The 17,198-nt window shown below is 50.6% G+C and carries 18 protein-coding genes; 15 read left to right on the top strand and 3 right to left on the bottom strand.

All coding sequences use genetic code 11. The features are described 5' to 3' along the window. The first annotated feature begins 136 nt into the window (after positions 1 to 136). From VD17_RS18225 to VD17_RS31255, 8 genes are all read left to right on the top strand, one after another. The gene (locus VD17_RS18225) at positions 137 to 2,293 is read left to right on the top strand and encodes an AAA family ATPase (RefSeq protein WP_046054985.1); all 2,157 of its coding nucleotides are present in this window, start codon (positions 137 to 139) and stop codon (positions 2,291 to 2,293) included. Between the two features lie 1,119 nt (positions 2,294 to 3,412). Next, positions 3,413 to 3,850 (top strand): hypothetical protein, encoded by a 438-nt coding sequence (locus VD17_RS18220; RefSeq protein WP_046054984.1) that lies wholly within the window; start codon positions 3,413 to 3,415, stop codon positions 3,848 to 3,850. Between the two features lie 259 nt (positions 3,851 to 4,109). Further along, positions 4,110 to 4,568, top strand: coding sequence for a hypothetical protein (locus VD17_RS18215; RefSeq protein ID WP_046054983.1), 459 nt, complete (start codon positions 4,110 to 4,112; stop codon positions 4,566 to 4,568). A 471-nt stretch (positions 4,569 to 5,039) separates the two neighbouring features. Further along, positions 5,040 to 5,852: a glutathione-dependent disulfide-bond oxidoreductase gene (gene yghU, locus VD17_RS18205; RefSeq protein ID WP_046054981.1), complete on the top strand. Its 813-nt coding sequence runs from the start codon at positions 5,040 to 5,042 to the stop codon at positions 5,850 to 5,852. A gap of 246 nt (positions 5,853 to 6,098) precedes the next feature. Further along, positions 6,099 to 6,692: a hypothetical protein gene (locus tag VD17_RS18200; protein WP_185753181.1), complete on the top strand. Its 594-nt coding sequence runs from the start codon at positions 6,099 to 6,101 to the stop codon at positions 6,690 to 6,692. A 182-nt stretch (positions 6,693 to 6,874) separates the two neighbouring features. Further along, entirely contained in the window at positions 6,875 to 7,696 is an 822-nt protein-coding gene (locus tag VD17_RS18195) for a GIY-YIG nuclease family protein (RefSeq protein WP_046054979.1), read from the top strand. Positions 7,697 to 7,796: 100 nt separating this feature from the next. After that, on the top strand, positions 7,797 to 8,348 hold the full coding sequence (locus VD17_RS18190) for a hypothetical protein (protein ID WP_046054978.1): 552 nt from the start codon (positions 7,797 to 7,799) through the stop codon (positions 8,346 to 8,348). Beyond that, a complete protein-coding gene (locus VD17_RS31255) occupies positions 8,312 to 8,935 on the top strand; it encodes a pentapeptide repeat-containing protein (RefSeq protein WP_052962713.1) in 624 nt (207 codons plus the stop codon). Before VD17_RS18190 ends, VD17_RS31255 begins: the two co-directional genes overlap by 37 nt. A gap of 233 nt (positions 8,936 to 9,168) precedes the next feature. Here VD17_RS31255 and VD17_RS18180 read toward each other — a convergent pair whose 3' ends face one another. Both VD17_RS18180 and VD17_RS18175 read right to left on the bottom strand, forming a co-directional pair. Then, positions 9,169 to 9,393 (bottom strand): hypothetical protein, encoded by a 225-nt coding sequence (locus VD17_RS18180; protein ID WP_046054977.1) that lies wholly within the window; start codon positions 9,391 to 9,393, stop codon positions 9,169 to 9,171. Positions 9,394 to 9,489: 96 nt separating this feature from the next. Beyond that, a complete protein-coding gene (locus VD17_RS18175; RefSeq protein ID WP_046054976.1) occupies positions 9,490 to 9,945 on the bottom strand; it encodes a helix-turn-helix domain-containing protein in 456 nt (151 codons plus the stop codon). Positions 9,946 to 10,252: 307 nt separating this feature from the next. Between VD17_RS18175 and VD17_RS18170 the strand changes: the two genes are divergently transcribed. The 6 genes from VD17_RS18170 to VD17_RS18145 all read left to right on the top strand — a co-directional run bounded on the left by VD17_RS18170 (position 10,253) and on the right by VD17_RS18145 (position 14,564). After that, positions 10,253 to 10,561 carry a hypothetical protein gene (locus tag VD17_RS18170; protein WP_046054975.1) on the top strand — a complete coding sequence of 103 codons (309 nt, stop codon included), beginning with the start codon at positions 10,253 to 10,255 and terminating at the stop codon, positions 10,559 to 10,561. A gap of 64 nt (positions 10,562 to 10,625) precedes the next feature. After that, positions 10,626 to 11,123 carry a DUF6957 family protein gene (locus VD17_RS18165; protein ID WP_259674573.1) on the top strand — a complete coding sequence of 166 codons (498 nt, stop codon included), beginning with the start codon at positions 10,626 to 10,628 and terminating at the stop codon, positions 11,121 to 11,123. A gap of 178 nt (positions 11,124 to 11,301) precedes the next feature. Then, on the top strand, positions 11,302 to 12,624 hold the full coding sequence (locus VD17_RS18160) for a type II toxin-antitoxin system HipA family toxin (protein WP_046054974.1): 1,323 nt from the start codon (positions 11,302 to 11,304) through the stop codon (positions 12,622 to 12,624). A 174-nt stretch (positions 12,625 to 12,798) separates the two neighbouring features. Then, entirely contained in the window at positions 12,799 to 13,527 is a 729-nt protein-coding gene (locus VD17_RS18155) for a metallophosphoesterase (RefSeq protein ID WP_046054973.1), read from the top strand. 42 nt (positions 13,528 to 13,569) lie between these two features. Beyond that, positions 13,570 to 13,809, top strand: a complete 240-nt coding sequence (locus tag VD17_RS32960) for a type II toxin-antitoxin system PrlF family antitoxin (RefSeq protein WP_052962712.1) — start codon at positions 13,570 to 13,572, stop codon at positions 13,807 to 13,809. Positions 13,810 to 13,889: 80 nt separating this feature from the next. Continuing rightward, complete coding sequence (locus VD17_RS18145) at positions 13,890 to 14,564, top strand: hypothetical protein (RefSeq protein WP_052962711.1); 675 nt, start codon at positions 13,890 to 13,892, stop codon at positions 14,562 to 14,564. A gap of 183 nt (positions 14,565 to 14,747) precedes the next feature. Here VD17_RS18145 and VD17_RS18140 read toward each other — a convergent pair whose 3' ends face one another. Further along, positions 14,748 to 15,653 (bottom strand): hypothetical protein, encoded by a 906-nt coding sequence (locus VD17_RS18140; RefSeq protein ID WP_046054972.1) that lies wholly within the window; start codon positions 15,651 to 15,653, stop codon positions 14,748 to 14,750. Positions 15,654 to 16,396: 743 nt separating this feature from the next. On the opposite strand from VD17_RS18140, the gene VD17_RS18135 reads away from it, so the two are divergent. Continuing rightward, a complete protein-coding gene (locus VD17_RS18135) occupies positions 16,397 to 16,837 on the top strand; it encodes a DUF4145 domain-containing protein (protein WP_046054971.1) in 441 nt (146 codons plus the stop codon). Positions 16,838 to 17,198 lie beyond the last annotated feature (361 nt).

The following is a 17,198-nucleotide window of genomic DNA, read 5'->3' as shown; positions in this document are numbered from 1 at the left end:
TGCGGCATTCACAAAGCCCCAGCATAAACGCTCCGGCGATTCGTGATGGCACATTCTCATCACCGGCGCTGTTCAAACAGGAAAACGCGAATTAACATGATGCCTTGTAACTAATCCGCCTCGCAGGGACAGCACAATGATCAAGAATATTGTTCTGCGCAACGTTTCAAGCTACGACCCCAACGTAGACACGTCCATTGGCCCGCTGACTCGAGTCAACATCTTCTACGGACAGAATGGAACGGGCAAAACCACCATCAGCAATTTTCTGCAAAATCCGAGCTCATCGGATCACACGTCGTGCCGTATCGACCCTGTCGACGCCGAACGGGAAATACTGGTCTACAACCACACATTCATGGAGCAAAACTTTCACGCTAGTGTCCAGCCGGGTGTTTTCACCTTGAATGAAGGCAACATTGAGGCGGAAGCTGCGTTGAAGGCAGCAGAGGACGCGATCAAAGTCCTTAGCGAGGAGCAGCAGACGGAAATTGCTGACGGGAAGGAATTGAAAACGGCGCAGGAAGCGCTTTCCGCTGCGCTTAAAGACCAGATGTGGCTGCAAAAAAAGCCGTATGACAGTGGCCCGCTGAGCTACTGCCTTGGCGGAATCAATACCAAGGATCGGTTACACGATAAACTCGTGCCGCTGAAGTTCAAGTCGACGGCCGATACTGCTGAATCATTGGCAGCAGAAGCCTCTGAGCTGCAGTCCGCCAGTGATACGGAGCTTGAGGGCATTGCTTCTTTCGCATTCCCTGCAGGCGACATAGAAACGAAGCCTATTTTCCAAGAGACCATTGCGGGCTCTGGCGACTCTTATCTGTCGGCTCTGATTCAGGAATTGGGCAACTCGGACTGGATCAAGCAATCCTTCAAGTTTGTCGACAAAAATGACGAGCATTGCCCATTCTGCCAGCAAGCACTGCCGAATGACTTCTACGCGCAGCTTGAAAAGGTATTCGATAAGACGTACGAGCTTCGCATCGCGGAGCTGGCAGCGCTGGAAACCCGCTATAAAAGCGGTGTTGATCAGCTGCTTCTTCAGCTTGATAAACCTCAATACCAGGGCAAGTCGTTTATCGCGCACGTGGTCACTTTGAAATCTGCACTGCTGCAGAATATTCAGCGTATTGAAGCCAAAATGGCTAGCCCTTCGGCCCCCGTCAGCCTCACGGTGACCGTCACATTGATCGCCGATCTAAACGCTGCCGTCCAGGTCGAGCAGGACAAAATCGATGCCATAAACCTGAAGATCAGGGACAAGAAAACTCACCTTGAGCAGATCAAGGAGCGTTTTTGGAATGTTTTGCGTGGCAGCTGCGATGCCATGATCATTAAAGCTACCAAGGAGCATCGTGAATACGATGACAAATTGGCCGCGAAGCGAGATGCAGTAAGGCTGATACTGGGCAAAATCAAGACGCATCAGGAAACGATCGTCGAAAGCCGAGCCAAAATCACGAATATCGACCAGGCAATTGGGAGTATCAACCGATGGCTCGGCGTGCTGGGTCTGAAGGGCTTTGAGCTACTGAGGGAGGAGGGTGAGGTTCCACAGTATCGACTACACCGACCTGACCAAAAAGATGACGTGTTCAAGACACTGAGCGAAGGTGAGAAAACGCTGATTTCGTTTTTGTATTTTTTGGAGGTTTGCAACGGCGACCTGGATGACAAAACCAGCAAGCTCAAAAGCAATCGGATTATCGTGATCGATGACCCAATCTCCAGCCTGTCCCACAACTACATCTACGACATTGCCTCGCTGATCAGACGACAGGTCTTGACCCCCAAAACGAGATTCAAACAAGTCATCATTCTCACGCATAACCTGTTTTTCTTTCACGAAATGATCAAGCTGATGCCGGCAGCCAAGAATGAGGAACCGCCTTTCGCATTGTTCAGGATCACCAAGTCGCAGTTCAGCTCGGTCACCACCATGCTGGAGAAGGAAGTGCAGAACGACTATCAATCGTTCTGGCAGGCCATCAAGGACGCTTTGGCCGGGCGCACATCCACCAACGTGATCCCGAACATGATGAGAAATATCCTGGAGTATTATTTCTCGTTTGTGCACCGTCAGGATTCACTTGGAGCGGCACTCGCAGACCTGGCCGATGAGAATCCGGAGTTCCGAGCGCTGTACCGGTATATCAGTCGCCAATCCCATTCGGATGCTGTCAACCTGACCGATTTCGGTGAAATTGATCCCGCACAATACGTTGCGCGCTTCAGGGACGTGTTTGTGAAAACGAATTTCGAGTCGCATTTCGACAAAATGATGAGTTGACTGGCAACCTACGAAGCCCGGAAGCGCATGCTCTCCGGGCTTTTTTTCGTGTTCGGATTTCTTGATTCAAGGCGGTTTTTCAATTCTTTTTTGGGTCGCAACCGGCGGTGAAGGATAACCCTGGAAAAGCTCGACAACCCTTGGTAGCATTGCCGCCGCAGCTACCACCGAAGCACTCTCCCTCTCGCCCGCGCTCATTGGCTCGCTTTGCTCATGAAGTGCAAAGGCTGTCAGCGGCCCGCTGAGATCAGATGGAGAAAATGCCATGAAAGATGGAAAAGTTGTTCTGGTTCGCCAGTATGACCGTTTCCGGCTTGGGCAATGGGAGACCGTGTGCCAGCACACGCGCTCCCTACCGCGCCGGTAAATGATGTGCCGATGTGGTAGCTGCACTTTCACCTATCTTCGTTTCAAATGCCGCCGCATTGTTTGGCGAGCCCCCCCTCCGAATCTCGTCAAAAGACGTTATCAACGTTTCCAGCTCACGAACAATTATCCCTAGAAGCAAAGTCCCGATTTGCAGGACAGGTACCGTTTACTCCGGGTAACGACGCGTCTTCAGCGCGCAAGAATCGTGGTTCAGAGCGCAGATAATGCCGAGCTGTCATGATCGCCTTGTGAGGCCAACACGGTGTGTCGTATCACCGTTGCTTTTCACTGACGTAGTGGCGAGGGGGAATACCATAAGCGCTCTGGAATGCTTCTTGACGAGAGTTACTTGTCATTTTTGCTTGAGCTTCGGAAAAAGTGAAGACTTACCCTCATTGAAAAGAGGCAGTTTGGAAAACGACTCCCGCATTGTCTTTCTGATTGACACCCACTCGATAGCGGACTTCACAGCCACGATGTTGTTTCAACGACTGCTCTAATCTAAATGATTTGGCACACTGTGGAACATATGAGTCACAATATTGCTTGCGCTCAGGGTGATAACGAGGGTGTGTCGCTAGCTTAGCACTTAAATTACATCAATGACTGTAACAATGATTTTAGGTCATTATTGTTTAGGTACACGATCTTTTATACGTCAAAACAGAACAGCGTCAATCGCAAATAGTTTGCATTGCTTGGATGGCGAGTATTATATTGATATAACAATTACAATAAAAAGAGACGCCTATGAACACCTTTACTATGGATGCCATTGTTACGTCCACGCCTAATGGAACGAAGCTTGAAGTTTCACACTCACCACACAAAAAAGAGTCGGCGGACGTTTCAGCATTTCAAGTCATCGGCTTGTTATACCGCATGTCGGACGCGCTTGTTGAGCAGCAACCACAACTCGCTCAGGTCGTCACTGATTACTTCACGTCTCGTCTGCGCCTTTTCGGCTTTCTAGAAGAAACTGTCCAAATACTGCTGAACGCGGACACCTGGAATCTCAGGATACGTTGTGCATGGTACATCTTGGACAACGCTCACAAGACCAAAGCCCAAGAGCTTGACTACGAAATTTACCAGAATTATTGGCCTACCGATAAATTCTGTAATCCCGAGTGGCAAGAGAAAGTTGAAAGGTGGATTCTCGGCGATGACATCGATGAAGATTTTTAATCTTACCCAGCATTGACCTGCTGAAAGCCAGACCGACAGAGCTGGAGCAATCTATAGCCTGTCGGTCGCAAACAGATAAAATCACATAAATTGCTGAGAGGCGTACGCCGACGCCTTCAGCGTGGTTATTGCGCGAAATCGAAGAAGTAAGGTCGTATTCCTACCTTTAAAGGCATTGCTGTCAAGCGCAAATAGTTTGCATCAAATGATCTGCAGTCATTAAATTGACTCCAATAATAAAAACAATTGAGGATTCACTTTGAAAGACTTCAGTATCAACGTCAACGTAACGCCTTCTCTTAGAGGGCCAACGCTTAAGGTTGCACATGTTACGCAGAAGAAAGAATCTGCCAATATTTGCATATTCCAAGGTGTCGGGCTGCTGTATCAACTGGTTGACGAACTTGTATATCAACAGCCGCAATATGGCCAGGTTGCCGCTGTTTTTTTCATCTCCCGTCTGCCCATGCTCGGCTTTCAAGAAGAAACCGGTCAGATATTATTGAGTGCGCACAACTGGGGCACCAGGATGCGCTCCGCATGGTATCTCTTGAATAAAAACCATCAGACCATCGCCCAAGAACTTGACTATAAAAGCTATCAAAACTTCTGGACAACCCTTGAGTTCTGCAAGCCTGGATGGTCAGCCGAGGTTGAAAAATGGATGCTCGACGATGATTCAACTGAAGTCCACGTGGAATTTATGAGAGCCAACTGAAGGTCAAGCAGGTCGAAGACTGGATCGAGTTGAAGACTCAGTTTCATGGCGCTGGCTCACGAACCGATTACAGCCATCTGCCAATAGGCCGGGCATGGCACTGTGTTCCTCTAATGTCTTGGAAAACGTGGAGGAGAGCAATACGGCGGTTGTCCTCCTGTCATTTGGCTATTCGGGCATCGCCGTCGCGAAGGGCGGGTTCATTGTGATCAGAACCTGCCACCTGCTCATTAGCAATGCCGCTTTTGAGGGAATGGGATCAACAATCCGATATTGACGATCATCCTCCTGCAAGGTGGTCAAGGTGGGTACCTGACCAATGAGTCGGCTGCAAGGTTGATTAGATTGGTTTTGTCATCTATAAAATCTCCTGTGTTTGATTACCTCTCGGCTTGTCCCGGGCGATCTCAGCCCGATCCGTGTTGCGCACCGGATAGACGCTAGCTGCGTATCCATGAATAGGAGTAGGCGATGAACGAGTCCAATCCATACGTCCCACCAGCAGTTTGGGTATGGGATCAGCCCAATGGCGGCACCTTCGCAAACATCAACAAGCCGACAGCGGGCGCTACGCACGAGAAACCGCTGCCCCGTGGTAAGCATCCACTTCAGCTCTACTCTATGGGGACAGGAAACGGGCGCAAGATAACGATCATGCTTGAAGAGCTCCTGGCAGCTGGCGAGCATGATGCCGAGTACGACGCCTGGATGATCGACATCTTCGCAGGCGATCAGTTTGGCTCTGGATTCGTTGAGTTGAACCCGAACTCCAAGATTGCTGCCATGATCGACTACAGCGGTGCGCAGCCCATCAAGCTCTTCGAAGCGGGCGCCATTCTGTTGCACCTGGCGGAAAAATTCGGTCGATTTATTCCACAGGATCCGGTTGGGCGCGCTCAGTGCCTGTCTTGGCTTTTCTGGCAGGTTGGCAGCACACCCTATCTCCCGGGAGGCCTGGCTCATTTCTACAAATACGCCCCGGTAAAAATTGAATATGCGATCAACCGCTATGCGATGGAGGTGAAACGGCAGCTCGATGTGTTGAATCAACGCCTTGAGGGGCGAACCTTCATCCTTGGCGAAGACTACTCGATTGCGGACATTGCCATTTTTCCTTGGTACGGCGGGGTGTTTCTCGATTGGGGTTATGGCCACGCTGAATTCCTAAACAACTCCGAGTACCCCAATGTCGAGCGCTGGGCCAAAGCGATTGAGCAACGCCCTGCGGTGCAGCGTGGCATCCGAGTCAACCGCACAAGCGATGATGTGCCTGGGCTCATTTGAGAACGTCACTCCAAGGAAGACCTGGACTAAATGCTGCGAGCCGATAGGTCAAAAGCGAAGCTATTTAAGGCTCTGAAAGCGCGCTTCGATGTGCGAATATCACATTGAACGTTACACGTCAGGCGCCGCTGATACAGGGCGCTTCCAGGGGCCTTGGCAGGAAGACCTCAATGGTGCAAGGAACAGCAATGATATTGGAGTCACCTATCTGGGTTGAAGGACAGGCCACTGAGGTGCTGGGTGAGCTTGGAGCCGAATCAATCGCGGTTTATCGTTTCCTCAGTGACCGTTTTGCTGTTGAAGATCCCGCGCAAGACAGGCTGTTTCAAATTCGTATATAGGTCATTTTATCGGTTGGACAGTGCAGGCCTGAGCGCTGAATTCAAGGAGCGTTATTTTGAGCTCATGAGCATCGCGAAATCGGCCGGCACCGTCGATCTATGTGAGATCGCAAGAGAGCTGGGAGACTTTCCAAATTTCAAAGGTCAGTCCTCTCTCCAGTTTTCATTTGCCACCAAAATGGCGGCGACCGTCTGCCCCCACAAACCGATCTACGATACTGAGGTTGCCTCGATCTTCGGCTTCCAAAGGCCGCCTCCCTACAAACCTTTTGAGGTCCGATTAGAGATGTATCTTCTCTTCTATTCAGGTCTGCAGAAGCTCTATGATCAGATCATAGAGGAGGGCACATTCAAGCAAGTCAGAGTTCAGTTCCGATCAAAATTTCGAGACACTGAGGGATACGTTTCCGACCATAAGGCCCTCGATTTTATATTTTGGGCAGCAGGACGCTACAAACGGCGGCAAGCAGAGGTCTTCCATGACCTTGCAGTGGAATGAGCGCGCTACCCGCTGTTGTCACGAATGCTGGATTCACCCCACGAAGTTGTTCATTCAATCAACTCCGCCTCCATCTGGTTCTCTCGGAGCACCTCGGCACTTAGTGCACATTTGGATTAGGTGAGACAGCGACGCCGTATGCTCGCGCGCACGTTCTTTCCAAGCTGCATAAGAGAGCAAAAATGCTGCTATTCGATCTACTCAAAATGTGGGAGCCCACGTTCACTCCCACAACCGCGAAGGTCCATCTCGCGAGGCACAACGGCGAGGAACATCCATTGGACGTGTTCCTTGAAGGCCGGTTTGATCGGTGGCAATCCTGGCAAGCCAATCAAAACTTCAAAAAAGAATTTGTGGTGTCGCTCATTCAGGCAGGACGCCCAAATAGCTGGCTTTTCGCAGGGCTTTTCCGAAAGGTGAGCTGCACCAAGCACAGCACACCACGCAAGCATTACATCTACGAGCTGCAACGTATTGACGCGGCAGAGGAGTGGGTGGGCAGACTTTATCTCACCAGCGCGTACAAGAAGCGACATTCGTACCCGCTGGGCACAACAATGGCCGCAGATCTCGTTGTGAGGGAGTTACTACCTAAGCGTTTGAGTGTCGGCGACTTTCCAGGCTACAAAGCCGTGAACCTGACCAAGGAACACTTGGATATTGTGGTTCGTCACGACGTAAAAAGTTGGCGCGCGGCGCTCGCTAACGTGAAGGGGGTCTATCTGATCACTGACAGTGCCACAGGCAAGCTTTATGTGGGCAAGGCCGATGGTGAGGAGGGTATCTGGGGGCGATGGCGAACCTACGCTGCGACCGGGCACGGCGGTAACGTTGCACTGAAAAAGGAATTCGGCATCGAGGCATCGCCTGATCGTAAATACGACCTGCGATTTTCCATCCTGGAAATTGCCGATATTCATGCAATGAAAAGCGAAATTTCAGCTCGTGAAAGCCATTGGAAAGCAGTGCTGCTCACCAGGATTAACGGCTACAACCTAAATTAGCTGAGCGAGATGTCAAGCAACGTCTGTCAGTTCTGTTGACGCGATCGGCCCCTAGGCACAGATCGCAGATGAAGCGCAGTTTCCAATTCAAGAGCTAGTAATGGATCTACGAAAAAAACAATATTGTGACGATACCTGTTGCACCTGTGACAGCTCCAATCCAATGATAGATTTAAAGGCCAAATTACCCAGTGGTGAGTTGGTGAGGCCGGTAGGAATTGGTGACAGGTTTTATGGGACTTCGCTAATCGATCCTGCTGAAGCTTTCAGCGCCGGAATCCCGCTCAAAGGCACCTGCATTGATCTTCTAAGGCACGCAAGCCGAGGACGGGGCACGCGCTTTCGCGGCACCACGCTAACCTCGGTGGTGTCTCACCCCATGGGGCAAGGCGCTATCTATTGGGCCGAAGCGGGTGGCTGGGTTTATGAGTTGGGTGAAATGATCGGCTGGGATCTGGAGCGCCTTTTGGAGGGGCGCGTTTCGACGATCAATGGTTATACGGGGACACCTTATCCCGGTGAACTCGAGTGCTCAGTCGATGCAAGAATATTGCCCTCGATGATTCGCAGGGGAGCCCGAGTGAAGAAGGGCAGACGCTTTTTGGAGTTGGAAGAATGGCAGAAGAACAAAAACTATCAGTTCAAGAGATAGCTGAGCTTCGAGATCGGTGGAAAACCGAGGCCGGTTTGCGCGTAAAGAAGCAGCTTTTACTGGCCCTGCGTAATGCAGACGACAGTTGGCCCAATCTGCTTTCGCAGCTGCCCAACGTTGGGGTTGCCGCTCCATATCCCGAAGCTTTGGACGACTTGCGAGGATTGGATTTGTGCGAGGAGCGCCTGGAACGGGTTTCGTTGACGCATTCCGATCTCAGCTTTGCCAGTTTTCATTTGTGTAATTTGACGAAAGCCAGATTTCAGGGTTCCAAATTGAGTTGGGCGCAATTTAGCCGGAGCAACCTGACAAGCGCGGACTTGCTTCAAGTGACAGCTGATCATGGACGCTTTGATGGCTGCTCACTCCGGGGAGCGATGATGATGACTAGCAATTTTCGTCACGGGTCGTTCAAGGGAGCAGATTTACGAAGCAGCGTGCTCAACGGATGTGATTTCAGCGACTGTGATTTGGCAGACATCAAGCTTAAGGGGGCTGAGGCCTACAGCGTGAAAGTACCCCCTTCATTCGATCTGGAGAGTCATCTGATCGGCGCCATTGAACCAGGACACCGTGACCCACGGTGATCATCAAAGCGGCTCATGTTTTCGTCCCAATGACACAGGTCATGGCGAGAAAATGAAGAGCCTGGGTAGGCCAACGGTCAGGTGTTCGGGTCTTAGTCCTAACAGCCACGGCTCTGTCGCCTAGTGAGCAGTGCCCAACAGGGGAGGGAGCTGGTCGGTAGGTTACACAGGGACGCGCCACACAGTTGCAGAGTACGGCTTCGTTCGAGCGACAAAGCCACAGGAAAAAAAGCTTAATATTCAGAAGTGCCCGCAGCTCCCCTCAATCGGGCGATGCCCTGCTTGATATGTCCAGCATTTTCACCGATATTTTCAAGCGCTCCTCGAGCGTTTTCACACGCCTCTGAAGACCCGCGCTGCTCCTCCAGGAGCACAAGCTCCATGAGTGCGGCTTCGACCGCAAGCTGGTTCTCGTACATTCTTGCCAGCACATCAGGAAGGGAATATTGCTCAGCCATGACTCGACTCCGTTCGAATGGAGAACCAAGCATAGCAGTGCCGTTGCTGGCGACCTTGAGCGATTGGTGGAAATACTCAAACCCTGCGAGCCAACCTTAACTTACACGGTGCCAATGACGTCGAACCGTTGATTCCGCCATCCCCAACTCCCGCGCGATGTCAGCTTGCGAATAACCCTGATCTTTCAACGCTTGGACTTGCTCTCGTGCTAGCGCTGCTGCTGCAACGCGAGGATGCGGCTTTTCTTCGGATTCCAGTGCAATGGTAATCCCGAGCAGCGATTGTGACTGAAGGTCTTCTTTTGCGAGCTCCAGGATATCGCCGGGAGTCAGTTCTTCATGCGCTGCACAAACAAGAGCCATCAGCGCAACAGGATGCAGCTGCAGTGCATTGCTCAGGTCGATGATTGCCTCAAGGCTGGGCGATGTCTTTCCACTTTCAATTTGGCTCACGTGCGATTGAGTGAGGCTTGCACTCAGATCCTGTTGCTTAAGACCGCGTCCTGTTCTCAGAAGCTTCAGCGCCGCGGCGAATGCGATTCGCACAGACATTTTTCCGTTCCGTAAAAACAGAGTTGTATGCCGCGTTTGCTATCCGTCACTCAAATCTATATATTAATGTGAGTGGCGGCCATGGCGCGTTTGTAGAATTCACAACGCACATAAATCCAGTTTCGCCCATGTGTGCGCTCTTTCAATTTAGAAGTAAATCGAAATCGAGACAGAGACGACGCTGAGTGCTTACCACTGCGTTGTGAGCGTGACTGTTGGCGTTTGAATTTGATGAATGCGGGGAATTTCATGAAGCATCGAGAAAGGCGTTTTTTGACTCTGGTTCACTCCTCAGGTGCATCGCGACATGGGTGAAGAAAAGCTAGCTCCGTCCGTACCTGCAGCTGTTGCCGCGGCAATGGAAGTGGATTTCGGTATGCCAGTGACTGCCTATTTGCTGGCGGCTGTTGACAGCCCCCCAATACTCATGGGGACGGTGTATGGCGATACCACTGGCCGTTTCAGAGAAGGTGCGAGTATCAGAACATCAAGTATTCTGAAGGTGTTTTTCATCGACGGGTACTCTTTGTTCCGCACTGTCGGCGGGAGTCTTTACGTCGTGGTGAGCTGGATTCCGCCCGGCAGCAATATTTATATGAATCGCATTTATCACTGACTTACCCGGGAATGGTGAGCGTGCAACGAAGAAAGCTCACTGGAACTTTCGAGTTGTCATCGTAATGGACATCGTGAAGACGGCTCCTTACATGGCGATCACGGGGGGAAAGCAGGTTTGGGTAGCAATGAAAAAATCGAACGTTACTGACACCGAGTTACTTGGCGATTTGTTTTACGGGGCAGCACACATAGTGGGAGGCTCAAGGCTCGCCGATGATGAACTGATCAGCGTCGCCAGCGATACGTTCAAGGAAAGGCATTTTTGCGTCGTTCGACATTGGATGTTGCTGGATGTGCTGCCTCCGCCATCCATAGAGCAAGACATCAAAGCGCAGGGTCTTGAGACAACCATCCTGTTTGCCCAGTTGATGGTGTTCGATAGCCAGAATAAGCACCGCCCTGGCGAAAGCGTGTTAAGTGGCTACCAACGGGATCTTGATGGATGCATTTTTGAAAGCAAAGACACGCTGTACATCCTGGCCGGCCGTGGCGCGAGAAAGCACGTAAGTGTGCCTGCTGTTGCAGCGCTACACGAATATTTGTTAGGGCTCGTCAAGTAGTGCGAGATTGGAAAAAGCTCCCTGCTTGGGCGGAACGCCTTGCTCGCGATTGGAGTGATTCGGCGACGCTGATCGAGAAACTATTCCCCGCTGTTCAGGGGGACCGTCAGCCCCCCAAAAGCCCGGCGGACTGATATTGATCAAGGCACAGTGAGGCTTCGGCAATTGGCCGAGACGTATGGAATCCATCACGCTTCAAATTCACTCGGATGGCTGTTGGCGCGATGCACTGGTGGTCAGCTTCGATTCACCTAGAGAGAGCCTGCGAAGCCGGTGCACGATCAACTACCAGCCCGAATATCTTGTGGATCAGCACATTCAACTGGGTACGGTTAAAGCGCCGGCCGTCAGTGCGAACCTCCCTCTGGAATGGGATATTTGGCGTGAATCTGCCCCAGCTTTTCTGCGCGATATCATCCCGGCCGGTGCCGGACGTCGGCACTTGTTGTCGAGAGTGGTAGTACCACCAGGGATGTCGATTGATCTCTTTCTGCTGCAGCAATTCGCTGCTGCTCCCATTGGGCATATGCGTATAAAAAGTGCGGCCGGAGCGCTGTGTTCCGCACAGAAATTAACTGGTGGGTTTAATCGAGACGAGGTTGTTCAGGAAGGTACGGGCTTTCTCGACCAGGCCAGGGAATCGGGAATGGCGATAAGCGGTGCCCTTGGCGCTGGCGGCGAAGCTCCAAAAATGCTGCTGGTCGAAGATGCTTGGGGGCAGCTTTATCCTGAGGGGGCGCTACGCGACGCTGATGTGTGCCGACATTGGTTTGTTAAGTTCCCGCGTAACACCGCCACTCAATTAGACCGCGACATCCTGCATAGCGAATATTGCTTTTACCGCGCGCTGGGCGAGCTGGGGATCGACACGATCGCCGCCGATGGTCTGACCCACGAAGCAGCGAAGATGCCTAGCATTTGGATGCAAAGATTCGATCGGAAGGTCTCTCTGGGGGGAGTGGAGCGCATCGCAGTCGAATCCATGTATTCATTATGTGGCGTCAGCAATCGAGGTGGTTGTTTGAATCATTTCGATGTCGTGGATCGGCTAGCGGAAACATGGATTGCTGCCGGCCAAGAATCTGAAATACCTGACATGGTTAGCGAATACTTGCGACGGGATTTGATTAATCAGATTGCCGGGAACACCGACAACCATGGCGGAAATCTCTCGATCCTTCGGGGCAAGGAGCGAGTGAGCTTTGCACCCATCTACGATGTTGCGCCCATGGTGATGGATATCGAGGGCATTGTGCGGATCACACGGTGGCCAACAAATATTGAACGATTAGGTTCAGTCGATTGGGGGGCTGTGTGTACTAACTTCGCGCATAGGGCAGACCCGGAATGGTTGTTCGAACGCTTACAGGCAGATGCTCGGTTGCTGCTGGCGATGCCGGATTTGTTACAGGATCTAAGACTGCCCCAGGGAGCCTGGCGCTCGCCGATGATTCCGCTCAGGCGTCTCGAAGATGCGTTTCGCCGGTGGAAGTTGATGTGATTGTTCCGCTCAACAGTTGCTTTTTTGAAAGTAAAAACAAGCTGTACGTCCTGGCCGGCCAAGGCTCGAGAACGCACGCATCTTGGCCGGTTATCAAGTCGTTGAGAGCCGCTAGCCAAAGCTGATGCTGTGTACTGCTTGCTACTTCTGATCACCCTGAAATGGTATTTCTTAATGAAAGTTAGAATCTATTCTGATCTGCATCTCGAGTTTGCGTCGTTTGATCCCGGTCCGGCTGATGCCGACATCGTCATTCTTGCCGGTGATATTCACACGAAAGCACGCGGGGTGGATTGGGCCAATGACGCATTCGATTGCCCCGTGCTTTACGTGTGCGGGAACCATGAATTCTACAGAGGCCACCTGGAGCTCACCCTGATAAAAATGAAGGGAAGTGCTCGGTCGCACGTTCATGTGCTGAACAATGAGGCATTCGTGTTCAATCAGACGCGCTTTTTGTGCGCCACCGCCTGGACTGACTTTTCACTTATGGGCGATGTGTTCGCTGCAAAAAAAGCGGCATTGGAATGCATGAACGACTATGCCGTCATTCGCACGGCGAACAACTTTAGACGCCTCAGGCCCGATGATCTGGTTAGTGAATCAACGACGACGTACGCCTGGTTATCAGCGGAACTCGAAAAACCATTCGATGGGAAAACGGTGGTCATCACTCATCATGCTCCGACCCCGTCAGGGCTTTCCGAAAAGCTCGGCATGCACCTGGAGGCGGCGTATGCGAATGACTGGCCTGAATTGGTGAGTCAGGCGGATGTGTGGGTATATGGCCATACCCACGCCTCTGCTGACTTCATTGAAAATGGCTGCCGGTTGATTTCGAACCCAAGAGGTTATCCAGGTGAACAAACAGGATTCAGGGCTGATTTGGTCATCGAGATTTGAAGGCTTAGGTGCTCAAGGTTCGGAGCAGAAGACGCCTGAGCGATGGTAGATCTCATACCCATTAACCCAAGCTTGCCTCTTACTGACAGGGAGGAGGACGGCGAGCCGACAGGTGTCGAGGAATCCGTTTTAAGCCGGTTTCTGGATTTTCTTGAACATGACATTGCGGTCTGCCCAAACCGACTGGAAGTGATATCCCCAGCGCTCATTTCTCGGATCGATGGGCTAGTCAAAGGTGTTGAGATAGACATCGATTCACCGCTGTTGTCTGATGATGATTGAACGCCTTGGTATTCGATATCGAGAAAGCAGTTACAGGCTATTGGATATCCCCCTGAATCTGAACGTTAGGAGCCTCTGGAATGAGCAATGACCACCCTCTACCGAGCGAGCACGTCGAAGCACTGTTACAGGCGCTCGATCAAGACAGCGACGCATTACTCAAATTGGGCATGCAGGTTGTCGGTCCCAATGGCAGCCCGATGTTCCCACTTGACTGGATGGTGTTTGCGGCCATTAAAAGGAGCGTTAGTACAGCGAGTGCGGTCACTGCGATGGTCCGAGCATGGAACATGGTCTGTGCACGATCGTTGCTTCGAATGCATATTGACACTGCGCTACGATTCTCGGCAGCGTGGCTAGTCTCAGAACCGCACGCCTTTGCCACAAGCGTGTTAGAGGGCGTCCGCATCGATAAGTTGAAAGACAGAAATGGCAATAGACTCATGGACGCATACCTTGTTGAAACGCACAAGGAAGACCATCCTTGGCTTCCTGATGTTTATGCGAACCTCTCTGGTTATGTTCATTTTTCTGGCTCACATATCAGCGATGCAATTTCTAACTTCGAGGAAGAAGACCGTACCATTGAATTCCATATATCTGCGTCTGATTTGAAGTTTCCTGAGTTCAGTTGGGTGGAAATTTTGGATTGTTTCAGAGAAGCGACGTCCATTCTTTCTAGGTATATACAAGGCTATGCCCAGACGAAGAGGCTTGCTCCAGAGGAGTTGGAGGCTCTGCGGAGCAGCACCTAATTTCTGATTCTACTCGCTCGCTTCATGCGGGCAAGCCTAATAGTAAATTGTGAAAATTCACTCGAACGAGAAAATCACTGTGCACGATAGACGGCTATCTGCGAAAAGCATCCGGCCACGATTAGCCGAAATTGGCCAATCGTGACTGGCAACTCACACCCGCACAAAATTCTACGTAGGATGTCATAAGAAGGTTAAGTATCTTTCCTTATCATCTAGCCGATCATTAGGCTTGGGTTTTCTGCCTAGATATACAAATTGCATTGTGGCATTAAATTCGTTGGTTTCAGCCGTGTCGCCGTTGACGAAGCCTTTGCTCTTGAAAAGTTCCATAGCACTTTCGAAGTCATTATAAAGCAAGCCGTTTTTTGAAATAGTTAACGCAACCTTATCAATTCGATCCATGCAACAATCAAACATATTGGGCGCTTTGAGCTTGTTTTCTAGCGCAAATGCTTGTCCGTATTTATTTTTTATGTCTTCAATGTTTTGTTCAGTGAGGGTCGACATTGCAACTAATTCTTCTTTTCGCTCTATAATCCAAGCCTTTGCTTCGTGTTCATCGAAAGCCTTAAGAATAGCCAGCGTGTATTTATCTATTACATTGAGATTTTTCGGGTCCAACTCGTATAGATTTTTTAGTGTTTTGTATCGAATAATCGGAGGCAAAATAGAGAACGAGGACAATATTTCTCCATTTTGCCCAAATCTATGCTTGGTAAAAAAATTCACAAACAAATAAGCATAAAGATCGAATAGGCAATCAAATATATTCGATACGTCTTCATCTGTAATAGGTCCTAGTTCTTGAGTGTGAGTGCATTTATTGCCAAGGACTCTAATATTTTCAACTGCACTTAATAACAATTCATTATTATTGCTTATCGCTTTCAGAGCTGAGCTGACATCACTTTTACCCAAGGTCATGCTTGCATTAGGTTCTAGATCCAGAATTCTTCGCACGACAACTTCAGTGTATTGTCGCACGGTTGATATTATGCCTCTGTTTGATCTGCCTTCCAAATAAACAGCATCATTTAGTAGCTCCGTTATCAAGCTGTCGTAAGCCTGGTTACCAAATTTTATCATATGGACGTCTCCATCATAGTTGCGAGGCTGATTGTTGTTTAAAAATCTGATATCAGTAATTTCAATTTTGACTATATACAATTACCGCATGATAGCAAAGTGGCATCTACTATGTGTTTTGGGCTGAAGCTGAATAAGTAGGGGGCATCAAGGCGGCTAAAAACACAGCGGATAGACGCCTGTCTGCGGGAAATCAGCATCCTAGCCGATAACATTGGCCGGATGTGTAATGCGCAACGATTGCGCCAACTGAAAATTACTCCCTCGACTCAACGCTGCATATTGGTGCGGATAATAATTGATCAATTCTACCTGCTGTCACGGTCGGCTTTGGAGCGCTTGCGGCCTTTTGCGGCGGACTGCGATCGGCGAAAAAGGCAGGCCATAGACACGCTGCTAATGGCCTCGTAATCTGCGTGCGGGCGTTGTCACGTTTCTCATCTCATTGGCTCATGTTGGATTTCTGGCGCGACATTCCAATCATTCAGGGATCTACGTGGACAAGGGCCTTATGCAACGCAAACGACGATAGCGTTACTCCGCTTAGGTCGCCTACTAATCGTTCAGTGTCCCAAAACAACATGATCATCCAATGCACAGAATGCCGGCAGTACGTTGACGCCGAAGAGACCGGCGGATACGGGCGCCAATTTGATGGCAAAGAACCCTCTTGCCGCTACACGCTGCTGTCATGCACGGCTTGCAGCTCTCCCATACTGGTACGACAGACAAATGTCGGAAACATGGCTGAAGGCGATAAATGGGATACCCCATTTGTGGTCTTCCCCCAAACCGATGTCCGAGTCAATCCAAATGCCCCCAAGGAGATTCGCGCCGCCTTCGAAGAAGCCTGCGCATGCTATCGGTCTCAGGCCTATACAGCATCCGCAATCATGTGCCGCAAGACTATTGAAGGTGTATGCGCAGAGCATGGCGTTGCGGAGCGAAACCTCAGCCTCTCGTTGAAGAAAATGAAAGAGGTTGGCCTCATCGACGAGCGTCTATTCGAATGGTCTGATGCGCTGCGAATTGTTGGCAATGAAGCTGCTCATGGCGTTGGCGTTTCCATCGCACAGCCAGATGCCAGGGACACCATTGAGTTCACGAACGCGATCCTCGATTACATGTTCTCGTACAGGGATCGTTTTGAACAATTCAAGAAGCGGCGGGCCGGTGACGCCTAACCCTTTCATCGAAAGGGCTAGCCACGGCAAGTCGAGTCAAGTTACTCATGCCAAACGCTAACGTCTGCTAAGGGTGTTTATCGACGCGATCAGTTGAAGAGTCGAACTCCTTGAACATCAGCGAACCGTCCGGGTTCGTAGTGTAGGTGCAGAAATGAGGTAGGAAATCACACTCAATGATGTGGCGCCGCTTAAGTATGGAAATCATGACGAAGCGTCTTTAGGGCCATACTTCCGTGAGTTATGTCCATGAAAAAGGGGCGTCAATGAATACTCTGAAACAAGTCACGAATCGTTGTCCGCGCTCACTACCAGTTCGATAGTGTTGAATCAAGGGGAGGGCGGCTGAGATGACAATCTT

It is taken from the genome of Pseudomonas fluorescens (genome assembly GCF_000968015.1).
In the GTDB taxonomy this organism is placed as follows: Bacteria; Pseudomonadota; Gammaproteobacteria; order Pseudomonadales; family Pseudomonadaceae; genus Aquipseudomonas; species Aquipseudomonas fluorescens_W.
The sequence above is the reverse complement of the archived record's forward strand: the minus strand, read 5'-3'. Positions and strand labels throughout refer to the sequence as shown.

Excerpts from the sequence above, each read along its gene's own strand:
- VD17_RS18225 (WP_046054985.1), top strand. The coding sequence starts at position 137 with ATGATCAAGAATATTGTTCTGCGCAACGTTTCAAGCTACGACCCCAAC.
- VD17_RS18220 (WP_046054984.1), top strand. The coding sequence starts at position 3,413 with ATGAACACCTTTACTATGGATGCCATTGTTACGTCCACGCCTAATGGA.
- yghU (WP_046054981.1), top strand. The coding sequence starts at position 5,040 with ATGAACGAGTCCAATCCATACGTCCCACCAGCAGTTTGGGTATGGGAT.
- VD17_RS18195 (WP_046054979.1), top strand. The coding sequence starts at position 6,875 with ATGCTGCTATTCGATCTACTCAAAATGTGGGAGCCCACGTTCACTCCC.
- VD17_RS18190 (WP_046054978.1), top strand. The coding sequence starts at position 7,797 with ATGGATCTACGAAAAAAACAATATTGTGACGATACCTGTTGCACCTGT.
- VD17_RS31255 (WP_052962713.1), top strand. The coding sequence starts at position 8,312 with ATGGCAGAAGAACAAAAACTATCAGTTCAAGAGATAGCTGAGCTTCGA.
- VD17_RS18180 (WP_046054977.1), bottom strand. The coding sequence starts at position 9,393 with ATGGCTGAGCAATATTCCCTTCCTGATGTGCTGGCAAGAATGTACGAG.
- VD17_RS18175 (WP_046054976.1), bottom strand. The coding sequence starts at position 9,945 with ATGTCTGTGCGAATCGCATTCGCCGCGGCGCTGAAGCTTCTGAGAACA.
- VD17_RS18170 (WP_046054975.1), top strand. The coding sequence starts at position 10,253 with ATGGGTGAAGAAAAGCTAGCTCCGTCCGTACCTGCAGCTGTTGCCGCG.
- VD17_RS18165 (WP_259674573.1), top strand. The coding sequence starts at position 10,626 with ATGGACATCGTGAAGACGGCTCCTTACATGGCGATCACGGGGGGAAAG.
- VD17_RS18160 (WP_046054974.1), top strand. The coding sequence starts at position 11,302 with ATGGAATCCATCACGCTTCAAATTCACTCGGATGGCTGTTGGCGCGAT.
- VD17_RS18155 (WP_046054973.1), top strand. The coding sequence starts at position 12,799 with ATGAAAGTTAGAATCTATTCTGATCTGCATCTCGAGTTTGCGTCGTTT.
- VD17_RS32960 (WP_052962712.1), top strand. The coding sequence starts at position 13,570 with ATGGTAGATCTCATACCCATTAACCCAAGCTTGCCTCTTACTGACAGG.
- VD17_RS18145 (WP_052962711.1), top strand. The coding sequence starts at position 13,890 with ATGAGCAATGACCACCCTCTACCGAGCGAGCACGTCGAAGCACTGTTA.
- VD17_RS18140 (WP_046054972.1), bottom strand. The coding sequence starts at position 15,653 with ATGATAAAATTTGGTAACCAGGCTTACGACAGCTTGATAACGGAGCTA.
- VD17_RS18135 (WP_046054971.1), top strand. The coding sequence starts at position 16,397 with ATGGCTGAAGGCGATAAATGGGATACCCCATTTGTGGTCTTCCCCCAA.